Source organism: Acuticoccus yangtzensis, assembly GCF_001927245.1.
GTDB classification, from domain to species: domain Bacteria; phylum Pseudomonadota; class Alphaproteobacteria; order Rhizobiales; family Amorphaceae; genus Acuticoccus; species Acuticoccus yangtzensis.
In genome coordinates, this window is the sequence record NZ_MJUX01000001.1 from 818273 (window position 1) to 833966 (window position 15694).

The following is a 15694-nucleotide window of genomic DNA, read 5'->3' on the forward strand; positions in this document are numbered from 1 at the left end:
GGCATGCCATAGCCGACTGAGGCGGTCGCGGCTAGCACCATGGGGTGCTTTTGCGCAACGAACCGTATGTAAACAGCCGAATGGTTTAAGATCTACAGACTGAAGCGCCGCTGTGGACTTCGGAGGAAGACTCACGCTTGGGCGCTTCCCCTCCGCAATACTTGTAAGATCGATCCGAAATTCGTTCGCAAACCGTCAACGTGCGTCCACATCTTCTTCGGCGCTGGTATCCACCCCGGGCGCCGCACCGTTGGCCGTGCCTTTCGCACGGCGCCGGTCCTCGCCGATCCGCCGGTAGGACGCGCGCGAGGAGAGAAGATGCGCCCGCATCGTCGTCTCCGCCCACTCGGCATCGCGGGCCTCCAGCGCATCGACGAGCTCGCCGTGCTGGCGGTTGCTGCGCGTCAGCTCGGCCCGCGTCCAGTTGTTGAAGGTCGGGCTCACCACCGGGCGGCGGGCGATGGCGTTGATCATGTCCGCCATCATCGCGTTGCCGCCCTGCGCCCAGATCACGCGGTGGAACGCGGCGTTATATTCGCGGTAGGCGCGGCGGTCCGGCTCCGCCTCGCCGATCGCACCGTCCATCCGCGCATGCAGATCGCGCAGCTTGGCGATGAACGCGTCGTCCACATACTGCACCGCGAGCCCCACCGCGATCGGCTCCACCGCGGCGCGCATGGTGAAGATGTGGATCACCTCGTCGGGGTCCGTCTCCGTCACCACCGCGCGGCGGTAGGCCTCGCGCTGGATCACCCCTTCGGCCTGCAGCCGGCGCAACGCCTCGCGGATCGGCGTGCGGCTGACCCCCAGCCGGTTGGCGAGCTCCCCCTCCGGCAGAACGTCGCCGCCGATATAAGTGCCGTCGGCGATCAGCGACCGGATCCGGCTATAAATGTCCTCGGCCATGGCGCGTCCGGGCTGGTCAGTGGAACCCGCGCGCGGCCAGCCAGTCCGACAAAATCGTCGTGGCCTCAGCCAGTTGCGCGGGCTGGCCGACGAAATAGTGGTTCGCTCCGTCGATCAACCGGAAAGTCTTGTCCTCGGACGCCACCGCATCGTGCACGCGGCGGGTGTGGGGCTGCGGCACCGCGTCGTCCGCCCCGCACTCCACGGCGATGAAGGGGACAGTCACCGCGCGCCCGGTCACCAGGCTGTCCGCGCGGGTGTGCGCGGGCGACCACTGCGACAGCCAGCTCCGCAGGGTCGAAAACCGCCCCAGCCCCACCGGGCCGCTGTTCACCGTCTCCGGATTGCCGAGATAGCTCCACCCCGGCCGGCGCCCGTTCGGCTCGATCGTCGGGTCCAGAAAGCGCGGGTCCGCCATCGTGCGGTGGGTGACGAAGCCGCGCTCCATCTCGGCCCCGCCCTTGGTGCGCAGCCGGTGCAGCGTCTCCTCCACGCGCGCGGTGATCGCCGCCATGCGCGCCGCCTGCGCCGCGCGGTAGGCGGCGACGAAATCGGGATCGAACGGCACCGGACGGCCGGCATAGAGGTCCAGCGCGGGATCGCGGTCGTCGGGGTTCGCCTCGTCCTTCACCGAGGGGTCGAGCCATTCGGCCAACAGCACCGCGCGGGAGGAATGGGCGGCGAGATGCATCACCGCGTCCGCCGGGATCAGCCCCGCCCCGGCGATGTCGACCGGATCGCCAGCAGGAGTCGCCTCGATCGTCGGCCGCTCGGCCTGCGATTGGTACAGCATCGCCAGCGAGCCGCCCCCGCTCCACCCGCACAGGACGACACGCTCATATCCCCACTCCTCCCGCGCCGCGCGGATATAGCGGCCGAGGTCCAGCAGCACGTTCTCCATGATCAGCGCCGTGTCGTTGCGCTGGTAGCGGCTCCCGGCGCACAGGACGTGGTGGCCGAGCTCGGCCATCCGGCGCGGCAGTGGCAGCAGATGCAGCGTCGACGCCGGGTGCATGAACACCAAAAGCGTGGACGACGGCACACCCGCCGGGCGGATCAGGATGCCCTCCATGTGGGTCAGCCCGGTGGTGCCGGCAAAACCGTAGGTCTCGGTGAAGGCGCGGTTGGCCTCCAGGGTCAGGTGCTTCCAGTCGAAGATGAGGTCGTGCATCGCTCAGCTCGCGGCGTCGGCGAGGATGCCCACATCCTCGTCATGGGTGACCCGGCCGGCGACCGGGCGGGCAAGGTCGGGGCGCAGCCGCGCCGCGCCGTCGTCGTGGATGTGGCAGCGCACGCGCCGCCCGCCCGGCTGGTCCGACAGCTCCGGCTCAACCGCCTCGCACAGCGGCGCCACGAACGGGCAGCGCGACGAGAACCGGCACCCCGGCGGCACGTTCAGCGGCGAAGGGACGTCACCGGTCAGCTCGTGCCGCTCCGGCGCCTCGGCCGGGTCCATGCGCGGGATCGCCGCGATCAGCCGCTCCGTATAAGGGTGCAGCGGCTCGGCCAAGATCTCCTCCGCAGGCCCCTCCTCGACGATGCGGCCGAGATACATCACCGCCACATGGTCGCAGATGTAACCCACCGTGGCGATGTCGTGGGAGATGTAGAGAACGGCGAGGCCCAGTTCGCGCGACAGCTCGTCGATCAGCTCCAGCACGCTCGCCTGGATCGACACGTCCAGCATCGACACCGGCTCGTCCGCGACGATGAATTTCGGCTCCAGCACCAGCGCGCGGGCAATGGCGATGCGCTGGCGCTGCCCGCCGGACAGATCGCTCGGATAGCGGTCGACGTTCTCCGCCGGAGGAATACGCACCAGGTTCATCGCCCGCGCCACCCTCTCCCGCCGCTCCGCCGCGTTGCCGATGCGGTGGATGATCAGCGGCTCCTCGATGATCTGGCCGATGGTCAGCCGCGGGTTGAGCGACGAATAAGGGTCCTGGAAAATGATCTGCGCCTGGCGCCGATAGTCCTTCAGCGCGCGCCCCTCGGCCCTGGTGATGTCCTCACCGCGATAGCGCACCCGCCCGCCCGTCGGCTGATACATGCGCACCAGCGACATGCCGAGCGTGGACTTGCCGCAGCCGGACTCGCCGACGAGGCCGACCACCTCGCGCTCGCGGATCGTCACGTCCACACCGTCCAGCGCCCGCGCCACCTTCGGCTTCTGGCCCACCAACGCGCTGATGATCCCGCTGCGCGCCTGGAAATGCGTCTTCAGCCCCTCGGCCTCGATCACGGTCGCCCGATCGCCCTCTCCCCTCCGCTCGCTCATGCCGCGGCCCTCATCTTGCGCCACGTTTCGGGAAGCGCCGCCGCGGCGCGGAACTCTTCGGCGCGGTCGGTGAAGTGGCAGGCGGCCTGCTGCGGCCCAGCGGCGGCGACGGGCGGCGGCGTGGTGCGGCACAGGTCCGCCGCGAACGGGCAGCGCCCGGCGAAGCGGCAGCCCGGCGGCGGACTGGCAAGGTTCGGTACCACGCCCGGAATGGAGATCAGCGGCTGACGGGGCGCCCCGCGGACGGGAAGCCGCGGGAAGGCGTTCTGCAGACCCATCGTATAAGGGTGCAGCGGACGGCCCAGCACCTGCCCCGTCGGCCCGCTCTCCACCACCTTGCCGGCATACATCACGACGGTCGTCTCGCAGGTCTCCGCCACCACCGCGATATCGTGCGTGACGAGCACCATGGACCGGCGCATGTGGGCGTGAATGCCGCGGATGCGCGCCATGATCTGCGACTGCATGATCGGATCCAGCGCGGTGGTCGGCTCGTCGGCCAGCAGCATCCCCGCGTTCAGCGCCAGCGCCATGGCGATCACCGCGCGCTGGCGCATGCCGCCGGAGAACATGTGCGGGAACTCGGTCAGCCGCGCCGCGGGCAGGCCGACGAGGGCGAACATCTCCTCCGCCCGCGCCCAGGCCGTCGCCCGGCCGACCGGCTCGTGGGCGCGGATCGCCTCCACGATCTGATCGCCGATCGAATAGACCGGGTCGAGCGAATTCATCGCGCTCTGGGTGATCAGCGCGATCCGGTTCCACCGCACGTCCCTCAGCGCATCGTCGGTGAGGCCGAGAATGTCGTCCCCGTCGAGAAGCGCGCGCCCGGTCAGCCCCGTGCCTTCCGGCAAAAGCCCCATCAGCGCCTTCACCACCGTGCTCTTGCCGCACCCGCTCTCGCCCACCAGGCCGAGATTGGTCCCCGCCGGCACGGTGAAGCCGACGTCCTCCACCGCGTGGAACGGCCCGCGCGCGGTGTTGTAGGTCACCGACAGACCGTCCACCCGAAGCTCGGCCGCGGGCTTGGCGGCGAGCCGCGCATTCAACTCCGCCAGCGACATCAGCGCCTCCTCAGCCGCGGGTTGGTCTGCTCCTCGTAGGCGCGGCCGATCAGGTAGAGCGAGGAGACGAGGAGAACGAGCGCCACGGACGGCGGCACCACCCACCACCACGCGGTGCGCAGGTTACCGCTGGAGAAGGCGGTGTTGAGCATCTGCCCCCACGAGATCGCCTTCGGATCGCCGAGGCCGAGGAAGGACAGGCTCGCCTCCGTCAAAATGGCGAAGGCGACGGACATGGTGATCCACAGGAACACCACGCGGAACACGTTGGGCAGGATGTGCCGCATGATGATGTGAAAGTGCGACGCCCCCGCCGCCCGCGCCCATTTGACGTAGACGCGCTCCTTCTCCGTCAGCACCGCCGAGCGGATGATGCGCGCCCCGTTGCGCCAGAACAGGATGGTGATGACGAGGATGATGTTCTCGATGCTGGGGCCGAGCAGCGCCACCGCGACGATGGCGAAGGGCAGCGTCGGGATCGACAAGGCGACGTCGGTGATGCGCATCAGGACATCGTCGACGAGGCCGCCGAAATAGCCGGAGAGCACCCCGAAAAGCGTGGAGATGAAGCCCACCGCGACGGCCGCCACCAGCCCCACCATCAGCGCCACGCGGAAGCCGTAGAGGAACTGGCTGAGCACGTCCTGGCCGAAGCCTGTGGTGCCGAAGGGGTTGGCCGCGGTCGGCGGGGAGAGGCGGTTGAGGCGCCCGGCCTCCGTCATCATCGCCTGAAACGGGTCGTAAGGCGCCAGCCACGGGGCGAGCACCGCGAGGACCACGAACACGGACAGGACGACGACGCCGATCAGCGCGAAGCTGTCCCGCATCATCAGCCGCAGCGAGTCCCACGCCGCCGCCCACGGGCTGCGGCCGCGGATGGTGATCGGCGTGGCGCCGGACGAGGACACGGGGCCGGGCACGGGGGCGGGATCGGGCGCGACGGTCATTTGTACACCACCCTCGGGTCGAGCTTGCCGTAGACGAGGTCGGCGGCGAGGTTCGCCAGCACGATCATCACGGCGAGGAGGAAGAAGGCGGCCTGCGCCAAGGGGTAGTCCTGCCGCGTCACCGCCAGCACCAGCTCCCGCCCGACGCCCGGCCACGAGAAGACGATCTCGATCACCACGATGCCGGCGATCGTCTCCGCCAGCGCCGGAAACAGCCAGGTGATCAGCGGCAGCATGGAATTGCGCGCCGCGTGCCAGGCCACCCGCCGCTGCGGCACCCCCTTGGCGCGCACCAGCTCGATATAATCTTCGGTCCGGTTCTCCACGACGCCGGAGCGCATCAGCAGGAGATTCTCGGGCAGGAAGTATATGATGACCGCCACCAGAGGCAGCGTCAGATGGTGCAGGAAGTCCAGCGTCAGATAGCGTGCGAAACCCGTCGTCTCACCCGGATCGCCCATGCCGAAGCCCGGAAACCAGCCGAGCGTGCTGGAAAAGACCGTGAGAAGCGCGATGCCGATGACGAAATTGGGCACCCCGCGGATGACGGTGGCGAGGAAGATGCCCGACCGCTCCAGCTTGCCGCCGCGCCGCGCCCAGCCGACCGCTGTGCCGATGGCCGCGCCGATCGCCGCCCCCAGCAAAAGCCCCGGCACGGCGATCCACAGCGTGTTGACGATGAGCGGGAACAGCACCTCCCACACCGGCTTGCGGTAGAAGAAGGACGCGCCGAAGTCGCCCTGCAGCAGATTGCCGAGATAGGCGATGTACTGGTCCCACAAGGAGCCGGTCAGGCCCCAGCGTTCCAGCAGCGCCTGGCGCGCCTCGTCGGTCAGGCCGCGCTCCAGCAGAATGGCGGTCGGGTCGGCGGGCATCACGCGGAACATGAAGAACATGATTGTGGTGACGGCCCAGACGACCAGAACGCTCTGCGCAAGGCGGCGGAGGATATAGGCGCGCATGGCACAACTCGGGGCAAAGGTCGGGGCGTGACGGGGCCGCACCGCTCACGGTCCGGCGGAGCGGAGCAGCAATAAAGGTCGGCGGTCGAAGATCAGCGGCCGAAGATCAGCGGTTGGGGATCGGGACCAGCGGGCCGCCGCGGGTGAGACCCCGCCGCGGCCCGCCTCGGATCACTTCTTGGGGTAGTGCAGGCGGCCGCTGGAATCCCAGCCGTAGCCCGCCTCTTCCAAGGTGGCGCGCGCGGCCTCCACGTCGAAAGGGATCTCCGGCAGGTCCTTGTTGTGCCACATGCCGATCTGCTCCGGAACGGGGCCTTCGCCCGCCGGAACCGCAAAGCCGAGCCAGCCTTCGATCGCCGCGCGCTGCTTCGACGTCGCCTGCCTGAGCGCCTTGCGGAAGGCGGGGTCGGTGAACGGCGCTTTCTGGTTGTTCAGCCAGACCAGCATCGACCCGTGGGACGGGATCTCGAGGAAGTCGAGGTGGTCGTTCTGCATCGCGAGGTCACTCATCGACGCCACGGGAAGCACCATGCTGGCGATGTCGCCGGTGCCATCCAGCATCGCCGAGCGGATGGCGTCCGCCTGCCCCAGAGCGAGACGGCGCAGACCGTCATATTCCGGCGCGTGGAAGTGCTCCTTGAAGGCGTCGAGCTGGTGCGTCTCGTTCACCCGCCAGGAGCGGAACTTGAACGGGCCGCTGCCGATCACCGCATTCTCGGCCACCACGTCACGTGCGATCATGTCGCCGTCATAGTCCGCCCACACGTGCTCGGGCAGGATGAAAACGTAAGGCAGAACCGTCGTCACGAACGACGCATCCGGCGTCTTCAGGCTGACGTTGAAGGTGAGGTCGTCCACCTTCTCCGCCCCGGCGAGGTTGCCGATGCGCGAGGACATCGCCGGCGGCTGCAGCTCCACGATGGTGTTGATCGTGAACACCGCGTCGTCCGCGCTGACGGGCTCGCCGTCGTGGAAGGTCATCCCCTCGCGCAGGGTGATCTTCACCGTTTGCGGGTCGGTGAACTCCCAGGCGCTGGCGGCCCAGGGCACCGTGTCACCGTCGCTGTTGTTCTTGGCGAAGGTGTCGTAGACGAAGCGGATCCAGCCCACCGCGCCCTCTTCGGCGAGCGGGTTGTAGGTCGTCACGTCCTCATAATGAGCCCAGTCGAGGATGCGGTCGTCGGTCAGCGGGCGGGCGGACAGCCACGGATCGACCAGCCCTTCGTGCGCGGCCACCGGCGCAGGGCTCGTCACGTTCTCCCATTTGTCGCTGTTCCAGAGGATGCCGTAGACGGTGTTCGTCGCCGGCCACCAGGGCATCGTGTCGTAGAAATATTGCTGCGCGTCGTGGACGACCTTCAGGCGCTCCACCGGGTCGACGATCTCGCGCTGGCGCTGGACGATTTCGGTATAGGCCTCGTCGCACCACTTGGCGCCGTTGCGGCGCGCCCCGCAGGCGCCCAGATCGTGCAGCCAATAGGTCGGGTCCACGCGGTCCGGGTCGGCACCGACGGTGAAGACGGCCATGTCCTCCAACCCGCCGCCGACGATGATGTTGGAGATGAAGCTGCTGAACTGCACCGGCTGCATCTGGAAGCTGAGGCCGAGCTTGGCCCACTCCTCCGACATCACGCGGGCGGATTGCTCGTACATCGGCCCCATGTCGGTGGCGTAGTAGGCGATCTGGAGTTCGGGAACCGGCTCGCCCAGGTCCTGGGCCATGGCGGAGCCGCAAAGCGCGAAAAGTCCGGCCGGCAGCCACAAGGGCGCAGCCAGCCGTCTGACGGCGGTTGTCATCGTCGTTCCTCCCTTCCGGCCCGCGTTTTCATGCGACGGAGGCGCCGATCTTCCGACCAGTCTTCTTTTCCGTCGCCTGGGCCGTGCCCGTCAAAAGTGTATACGAAAACTTTCTCTGTCAATAGAATCCGCTTGCCAAGCGGGGCAATTCGTCAAAAGTGAGTGCAGTTACTGGCCGCACGGAGAGAGGCAAAGCCCAAGAGGCAGCCCGGCGGACGGCCTGAGCGAACGGCAGGGAGGGCCGGTTGAGACGTTCTTGGGTGGGCGGCGCCAACGCCGCCGAAACGGATTTTCCGTTGGCGAACCTGCCCTTCGGGGTGTTCTCCACCACCGCGGAGGGACCGCGCTGCGGCGTTGCCATCGGCGATCACGTGGCCGACCTCGCCGCCCTGGCAGCGGCCGGCCTGCTGCCGGGCGACTGCGGCTTCGACGCGCCGGCGCTGAACACCTTCATGGCGCTCGGCCCGGCGCGCTGGGACGAGGTGCGCACCCGCCTCACCGCGCTCCTCGCCGAAGACGGCGACGGCGCCCTTCGAGGCGATGCCGCGCTGTGCGGCCGCGCCTTGGTGCCGCTCGCCGAGGTGGCGATGCACCTCCCCTTCCGCGTCACCGGCTACACGGACTTTTACGCAGGCCGCCAGCACGCCTTCAATTCCGGCTCCATCCTGCGCGGGCCGGACAATGCGCTGACGCCGAACTGGCCGCACATGCCGATTGCCTACAATGGGCGGACCTCCACCGTGGTGGTGTCCGGCACGCCGGTGCGCCGCCCGCTCGGCCAGGTGATGGGGCCGGACGGTGACGGCCCCGTCCTGTCGCCCTCGCGGCGGCTCGATATCGAGGTGGAATTCGGCGCCGTCGTCGGCGTGCCGACGCGCATGGGCGACACGCTCACCGTGGCCGAGGCGTGGGAGAACATCTTCGGGTTCGTCCTCCTGAACGACTGGTCCGCGCGTGACATCCAGCGCTGGGAGGGCCAGCCGCTCGGCCCCTTCCAGGCGAAGGCCTTCGCCACCACGATCAGCCCGTGGGTCGTCACCCGCGCCGCGCTGGAGCCGTTCCGCACCAAGGGCTGGCCGCGCGACAAGGCGCTGCTCCCCTACCTCGACGAGCCGGCCGACTACTTCTTCGACCTCACGCTCGAAACGCATCTCTGCCCCAAGGGCGGCGCCGCAACCCGCATCGTCTCCACCAACACGCGCCACCTCTACTACAGCGCGCCGCAGCTCCTCACCCACCACGCCTTGTGCGGCTGCGCGATGAACGCCGGCGATCTCCTCGGCTCCGGCACCATCTCCGGGCCCGAGAAGTCGAGCTTCGGCTGCCTGCTCGAGCAGACATGGGGCGGGCGTGACCCGGTCCCGCTGGACGGTGGCGAACGGTTGTTCCTGGAGGACGGCGACACCGTCACCATGACCGGCTGGGGCCAGGGCGAAGACTACCGGATCGGATTCGGCCGCTGCGATGGCGAGATCTTGCCCGCACGGCCCAACGTTGGGGCAAATTGATGAAACTCTGCCGATATGACGACAACCGCCTCGGCGTGGTGCGCGGCGACATGGTCCACGATGTCAGCGCCGTCTTGGACACGCTGCCCGCCGTGCGCTACCCGCTGCCGGACCATGACCCGCTGATCGCCGCCCTCCCGACGCTGCGCGACCGGATCGACGCGCTCGCCGACGCGGCGGTGCCGGTGCCGCTCGCCGGCGTCCACCTGCTGCCGCCGGTCGCCTCGCCACGCAAGATCATCGGCGCCCCGGTCAACTACCGCCTCCACCATGACGAGGCGCTGGCGGACCCCACGATCCACCACCAGACCAACATCATGCCGATCGACAAGGCGGGCCTCTTCCTGAAGGCCACCAGCTCGCTGATCGGCGCCTCGTCGCCCGTGGTGCTGCGCCATCCGGACAAGCGCAACGACCACGAGATCGAGCTCGTCGTGGTGATCGGCCGCCGCGCCGACCGCGTCACGCAGGCCGATGCGCTGGACTATGTGGCGGGCTACGCCATCGGCCTCGACATGACCGTGCGCGGTACCGAGGAGCGCAGCATGCGAAAGTCCATCGACACCTACACGGTGCTGGGACCGTGGATGGTGACGGCGGACGAACTCACCGACCCCTCCGCGCTGACGATGGAACTCACCATCAACGGCTCTACACGGCAGAAGGCGACCACCGCCGACATCCTGCGCGACGTGCCGACCCTGATCGAGCGCGCCTCGTCGTTCTACACGCTGATGCCGGGCGACCTCATCTATACCGGCACGCCGGAAGGGGTCAGCGCGGTTCAGGCCGGGGACGTGATGGTGTGTTCGATCGAGGCGATCGGCACCATGCAGGTCGCCGTCACCGTCTGAGAGCGGGCGTCCTTCGGCGGCGCCCGGTGCTGGCGAAGGGGGTGGACGGCGCGGCCTAAAGCTTCGTCAGCACCTCGCCCCGGCGTTCGGCGCTCGTCCTGACTGCGTCGCGCACCGCGGGGCTGCGGTCGAGCAGGCGCCGGAACCTCGCCTCGTCGAGCACCAGCAGCGTCGACAGCGTCATCGACCGCGCTTCCGCACGCAGCGGGCGCTGTTCCAGAATGGAGAGCTGACCGAACATCTCGCCCGGTCCCAGCCGCCACGTCTGACCCGCCCGCTCCAGCTCCACAGCGCCCGACGCGATGAAGTAGACGCTCTTCGCCACCGTGTTCTTGGCGATGATCACGTCACCGATATTGGCATATTGGGTGATGAGGTTCTGGCCGAGCCGGCGGCGGGTCGGCTCGTCGAGATCGGCGAACAGGGGGAACTGCTGCACCAGCTCGGCGCGCTGCAGCACGAGGTCCAGCCGCGGGCGCCGTTCGGCCGCGGCGCGCCGGGCGGAGATCCCCTCCATCAGCGCCGTGTGAAGCTCCGCGCCGATCAACCCGTCATCGCGCATCGCCTGATATTCCCGCTCCTCCAACCGCACCGCGGTGCGGCGGATGAAGCGTCGCTCCATCTCCTCGGCATAGCCCGGATATTGCAGCCGCAGCCCATCCAGCGCGGTTTCGACATTTTCCACACGCCGCGCCACGAGATCGTGCAGCAGCTCGGCCACCCGGCGGCCGTGAATGCGGCGGATGCGCCCGTCGATGAAGCCGTCGAGATCGCGCAGGATGAGGCGATGGGACAGGAGCGCCTCGAACCGGTCCGCCGTCATCCGCCCCAGCGGCCCGGCAATGCCGAGCCGGTTCTGCAGGTCCGCGGCCCATTGGAAGGAGCGGCCATAGGCGAGACTCTCGCGCGCCGCCCGCTCATACTGCGCCCGCCCGCCCCGCGCCGCCTCGATCAGCCGGTCCGCGTCGGACAGCATCGTTTCGGACAGCCGCGCCGAAATCATCCGCTCGTGCATGCGGGCGATGATGGTGTCGCGCTCCGCACCCGCGACGGCGATCAGCCCCAGGGTGATGAGATCGCGGTCGAGAAGGTCTTCGTGGTCCTCCGCCTCCTTCACGGCGCGGTCCAGCCGCTCGGCGAACCGCTTCGCCTCGGATCGCACGATGGTCTGCGTCAGCTCGTAATTCTCGGTCGACCGCGCCACGTCCTCGCGCACGCTCTGCAGCGCCACGGCGACCACCTGGCGCGACAACGCCTCGTCGATCGGCGACAAGCGGTCGAGGCCCAGCCGGCCGATGACCCAGCGCAGCGTGGTCCCCTGGACGATGAGCGTGAAGAGAACGAACCCGGTGGCGAGGATGCCCACCACGCGCTTCGTCTCCACCGGCACGCGGATGCTCTCCGTCACCGCCAATGCCAGCGCCAGGGTGACCGCCCCGCGCAGCCCGCCCCACAGGATCGCCGCGCGGTAGGCCCCGCCCACCACCGGCGAAACCTTCAACCGCGACAACAGCGGCAGAAGCCCGAACAGGATGACCACCCGCGCCAGGATCGCGGCGACCACCACGACGCCGGTGAGGGCGAGGTCGTGAAGGGTCACACCCTCGAGAAGGCGGGGGATGAGGAGCGCTGCGAGAATGAAGATGAGCGCCCCCGCCCAGTGGGCGAGCAGGCTCCAGATCTCGCGCATGTTCGCCCAGGCCTGGGGCGGCAGGCGGCCCGGCGCGGTCACATTCAGCGTCAACCCCGCCGCCACCACGGCGATGACGCCGGACGCGCCGATCATCTGCTCGGCGACGATATACGCAAGATAAGGAAGCGCCACCGAGATGGAGATCTGCGCCAATTCGTAACGCGCGAAAACCGCCATCACCGCCACCGCGAGGCGGGCCAGAACCAGCCCCGTCGCCGCACCGCCGACGATCAGCACCGGGAACTGCCCCAGCGCGCTGAGCAGCGACGGGTTCGGGATCCCCATCATGACGAAGCTCATGAAGAGGCCGAAGAGGGCGATCGCGGCCGCGTCGTTGAGAAGGCTCTCCCCCTCGATGATGCGCGCCAGCCGCTGCGGCGCTGAGATCGAGCGGAAGATCGTCACCACCGCCGAAGGGTCCGTGGTCGACACGATGGAGCCGACCAGAAGACACGCGGCGAGCGGCAGCGCCCCGGTGAGGAAGAGGCCGTATCCCACCGAAAGCGTCGCCACCACCACCGCGACGACGGCGAGCACCAGGATCGGCACCCAATCGTCCAGCATCCGCCGCACGTCGATGCCGAGCATGGCTTGAAAGAGCAGCGTCGGCAGGAAGACGTAGAGGAAGACGTTGGAGCGGATCGGGAAATCCAGGATCGCTTCGGCGACGGGGTTGAAGGCGTCCGTCAAGTCGGTGCGCAGCAGGAAGGTGGCCCCGAGCGCGATGAGGATGCCGAGCCCCGCCAGGATCACCGTGTAGGGAAGCCGCAACCGCGCCGCGAGCGGTTCCGCCGCCCCGATGACGAGGAAGAGCGAGGCGATGACGGCAGTGACGACGATGATGTCCATGAACGGGTAGCGGCCTAGCGTCCGGGGGGAAAGCCCGTTCAGCATGGCATCATTCGCCCGATTTCACAGCACTCATCGGCGCTTGGCCGCTACCGCGCCATGTCGCAGGCGCCCGCTCCCGGCGGACGATCCGCACCGCCTCACCGTCTTATGCGGCCGTCGCCGCCTTGCTCACCGGGCCGGCGCCGCGCTGCCGTCGGCCGCGAAGCTCGCAAGGTAGGCGACGAGATTGTCGACATCGGCCGGGCGCAGCGGGCCGGGCGACGTCATCCGCGTGCCCCGCGCAACGCCCTGCGGATTGGCGACGAAGGCGGCGATGGTATCGTGGTCCCACACGATCGCCGCCGCCTTCAGCGCGGGCGAATAGGTGTAGCCGGGGGCGGTGCCGCTGGTGCGGCCGACAACCCCGTTCAGCTCCGGGCCGACGAGGTTGCGCGCCTTCGGGCCCACCTGGTGGCAGCTCTGGCAGCGGGCGAACACCCGCTTGCCCGCCGCGGGATCGCCGTCCGCCACCGCCGTGCCGGCGAAGATCAGCGGCGCCAGAAGCAGCGCCGCGAGGCAGAAGGCCGCACGGCGCCGTTCGCGCGGCGAGCGCCGCGCGTCGATCTCGTTCATCATTGGTTTGAACCCCTTAGGCGCCGGATAGGGCAGTGTTGGCGAGAGGCAGGCTCCGGACACGGGTCCCGGTCAGCGCGGCGACGGCGTTCACCACCGCCCCCGGCACGCCCGGAAGGCCCGGCTCGCCGACGCCGCCCATCGGCGCCCCGCTCTCGACGATGGAGACGGTGACGGCGGGCATCATCTCCCGCCGCAGCACCTGATAGGTGTCATAGTTGGCGTCCCGCCGCTGGCCGTTCTCGTAAACCGCCTGCTCGACCAGCACCGCCGACAGCCCCAGCGCAACCGCCGACTCCACCTGCCGCTTGACGATGGCCGGGTTCACCACGCTGCCGGGGTCGAACGCCACCCACACGTGATGCACCTTCGTCGCCCCGTCGGCGATGGACACCTCCGCGATGGTCGCCGTCTCTGACCCGAAGGGCGAGGCCATCGCGACACCGCGCGCCCGCACCGTGCCGTCCACCGTGTAGGGGCCGCGCTTCCATCCGCCGGAGATCCGCTCGACCTCGTCCAGCAGGGCCAGATGGCGCGGGCTTTGCGCCAGCAGCGCCTTGCGCAGCGCGAAGGGATCCTGCCCGCCCCCCTCGGCGACCTCGTCGAGGAAGCTTTCATAGAAGCCGTCGTTCATCGAGTGGCCGACCGAGCGCCAGAAGGCGATGTTGACCGGATGCGGCAGCGCCACGCTTTCCATCGCCCGGTTGGCGATCGCGTAGGGCTTTTCGGTGATCCCCTCGACCATGGAGCTGTCCGGCGCCGCGCCGAAATAGCGGCCCAACGGCCCTTCGCCCACCGTGCGGGCGGTGATGGCGGTCGGCATCCCGTCCGCGCCGATGGCGGCCTTGAAGCGGGTGAAGGAGAGCGGGCGCATCGCGTCCATCTTGAACTCTTCTTCGCGCGACCAGACGAGCTTCACCGGCCGGCCCGTCGCCTTCGCCAGCGCAATCGCCTGCGGGAAGGGATTGCCGCTGCCATAGGTGAAGTGCCGGCCGAAGAAGCCGCCCAGCATCGGCTGGTGCAGCGTCACCTTCTCCGGCGCGACACCGCCGGCCTCAGCGCACAGCTTCAGGAACGCGTCCGGCATCTGGTTGGGCAGCCACACCTCCAGCGTCCCGTCGGCATTGAACCGGGCGATGGCGGACGGCGGCTCGAGCTGGGCGTGGGCGAGGTAGGGCGCGTCATACTCGGCCTCCACCGTCTTCGCGGCGGCGGCGAAGGCGGCGTCAACGTCACCCTCGGCCTCCACGGACACACCCTCGGCGGTCGACGCCGCGAGCGCCGCACGCATCGCCGCTGACGAGAAATCCGCCGCGACGGTGTCGATCCCGCTCGGCGCCGGGTCGGACCACGTCACGTCGAGCGCCTCCACCGCCTTGCGGGCGCGCCACCAGGAATCCGCCGTCACCGCCACGGCGCCCGGCAGCGTGTGGACCGAATGAACGCCCGGCATCGCCTTCACGTCAGCCGCGTTGGCGAGCGAGAGCGGCTCGGTGCCATAATACGGCGCATGGACGACGGCGGCGAACAGCATCCCGTCCACCACCTGGTCGATGGTGAACTTGGCGAGGCCGCGGGACTTGTCCGCCACGTCGATCCGCGCGACCGGCTTGCCGATCCACCGGAAGGCGGCCGGATCGCGCAGCGCCACATCCTCGCGCGGGGTGAGCGCCATCGCCTCCTCGGCAAGGTCGCCATAGGTCAAGGTGCGCCCCGTGGCGGCATGCGTCACCACGCCGTCGCTGGTGGAGAGGGACGCCGCGTCCACCTCCAGCCGGGCGGCGGCGGCGCGCAGCATCATGTCGCGCGCCGTGGCCCCCAGCCGCCGCACGACCGGGAACGAGCTGCGGGTGGAGAAGCTGCCGCCGGTGAGGCGCATTCCGTTCACCACCAAATAGTCCGGCCCCGGCGGGGCATAGTCGACGGTGATGCGCGACGGATCCACGTCGAGCTCCTCGCCGACCGTCTGCGCCATGCCGGTGGCGATCCCCTGCCCGCCCTCCACGAAGGGTGACAGGAAGCGCACCGCATTGTCGGCGCCGATCTCGATGAAGGCGGCGACGCGGGTGCCGGGGGCGGGAGCCATGGCCGCGGCCCCTTCGCCCGCCCCCGCCGCCTCGGCGAGGACGCGGGCGGGCAGCGCCGCGCCGAGCACGAAGGCGCCGGATCCGGCGAGGAAGGTGCGGCGCGAAAGGCCGGCGGCGGTGTGCGACGAGGTGGTCAT

At 69.2% G+C, this 15694-nt stretch carries 12 protein-coding genes; 2 read left to right on the plus strand and 10 right to left on the minus strand.

Features of this window, described 5'->3' with window-relative positions:
- Positions 1–195 precede the first annotated feature (195 nt).
- From BIX52_RS03615 to BIX52_RS03645, 7 genes are all read right to left on the minus strand, one after another.
- Positions 196–906 (minus strand): GntR family transcriptional regulator, encoded by a 711-nt coding sequence (locus BIX52_RS03615; RefSeq protein WP_075219588.1) that lies wholly within the window; start codon positions 904–906, stop codon positions 196–198.
- 16 nt (positions 907–922) lie between these two features.
- Positions 923–2077, minus strand: a complete 1155-nt coding sequence (locus BIX52_RS03620; RefSeq protein WP_075219589.1) for an alpha/beta hydrolase — start codon at positions 2075–2077, stop codon at positions 923–925.
- 3 nt (positions 2078–2080) lie between these two features.
- Positions 2081–3184 carry an ABC transporter ATP-binding protein gene (locus BIX52_RS03625; RefSeq protein ID WP_083659984.1) on the minus strand — a complete coding sequence of 368 codons (1104 nt, stop codon included), beginning with the start codon at positions 3182–3184 and terminating at the stop codon, positions 2081–2083.
- The gene (locus BIX52_RS03630; RefSeq protein WP_075219591.1) at positions 3181–4245 is read right to left on the minus strand and encodes an ABC transporter ATP-binding protein; all 1065 of its coding nucleotides are present in this window, start codon (positions 4243–4245) and stop codon (positions 3181–3183) included. Before BIX52_RS03630 ends, BIX52_RS03625 begins: the two co-directional genes overlap by 4 nt.
- Positions 4245–5192, minus strand: coding sequence for an ABC transporter permease (locus tag BIX52_RS03635; RefSeq protein ID WP_083549179.1), 948 nt, complete (start codon positions 5190–5192; stop codon positions 4245–4247). The genes BIX52_RS03630 and BIX52_RS03635 overlap by 1 nt, the downstream gene beginning before the upstream one ends.
- Positions 5189–6154 carry an ABC transporter permease gene (locus BIX52_RS03640; protein WP_075219592.1) on the minus strand — a complete coding sequence of 322 codons (966 nt, stop codon included), beginning with the start codon at positions 6152–6154 and terminating at the stop codon, positions 5189–5191. The genes BIX52_RS03635 and BIX52_RS03640 overlap by 4 nt, the downstream gene beginning before the upstream one ends.
- Before the next feature lie 171 nt (positions 6155–6325).
- Complete coding sequence (locus tag BIX52_RS03645) at positions 6326–7951, minus strand: ABC transporter substrate-binding protein (RefSeq protein ID WP_075219593.1); 1626 nt, start codon at positions 7949–7951, stop codon at positions 6326–6328.
- A gap of 245 nt (positions 7952–8196) precedes the next feature.
- Between BIX52_RS03645 and fahA the strand changes: the two genes are divergently transcribed.
- Together fahA and BIX52_RS03655 are read left to right on the plus strand one after the other, a co-directional pair.
- Positions 8197–9459, plus strand: coding sequence for a fumarylacetoacetase (gene fahA, locus BIX52_RS03650; protein WP_075219594.1), 1263 nt, complete (start codon positions 8197–8199; stop codon positions 9457–9459).
- Positions 9459–10313, plus strand: coding sequence for a fumarylacetoacetate hydrolase family protein (locus tag BIX52_RS03655; protein ID WP_075219595.1), 855 nt, complete (start codon positions 9459–9461; stop codon positions 10311–10313). The genes fahA and BIX52_RS03655 overlap by 1 nt, the downstream gene beginning before the upstream one ends.
- A 55-nt stretch (positions 10314–10368) precedes the next feature.
- On the opposite strand, the gene BIX52_RS03660 is transcribed toward BIX52_RS03655, so the two are convergent.
- From BIX52_RS03660 to BIX52_RS03670, 3 genes are all read right to left on the minus strand, one after another.
- Positions 10369–12900 (minus strand): cation:proton antiporter, encoded by a 2532-nt coding sequence (locus BIX52_RS03660; RefSeq protein WP_211098143.1) that lies wholly within the window; start codon positions 12898–12900, stop codon positions 10369–10371.
- A 126-nt stretch (positions 12901–13026) separates the two neighbouring features.
- Entirely contained in the window at positions 13027–13473 is a 447-nt protein-coding gene (locus tag BIX52_RS03665; RefSeq protein ID WP_205647682.1) for a c-type cytochrome, read from the minus strand.
- A gap of 13 nt (positions 13474–13486) precedes the next feature.
- Complete coding sequence (locus tag BIX52_RS03670) at positions 13487–15694, minus strand: xanthine dehydrogenase family protein molybdopterin-binding subunit (RefSeq protein ID WP_075219596.1); 2208 nt, start codon at positions 15692–15694, stop codon at positions 13487–13489.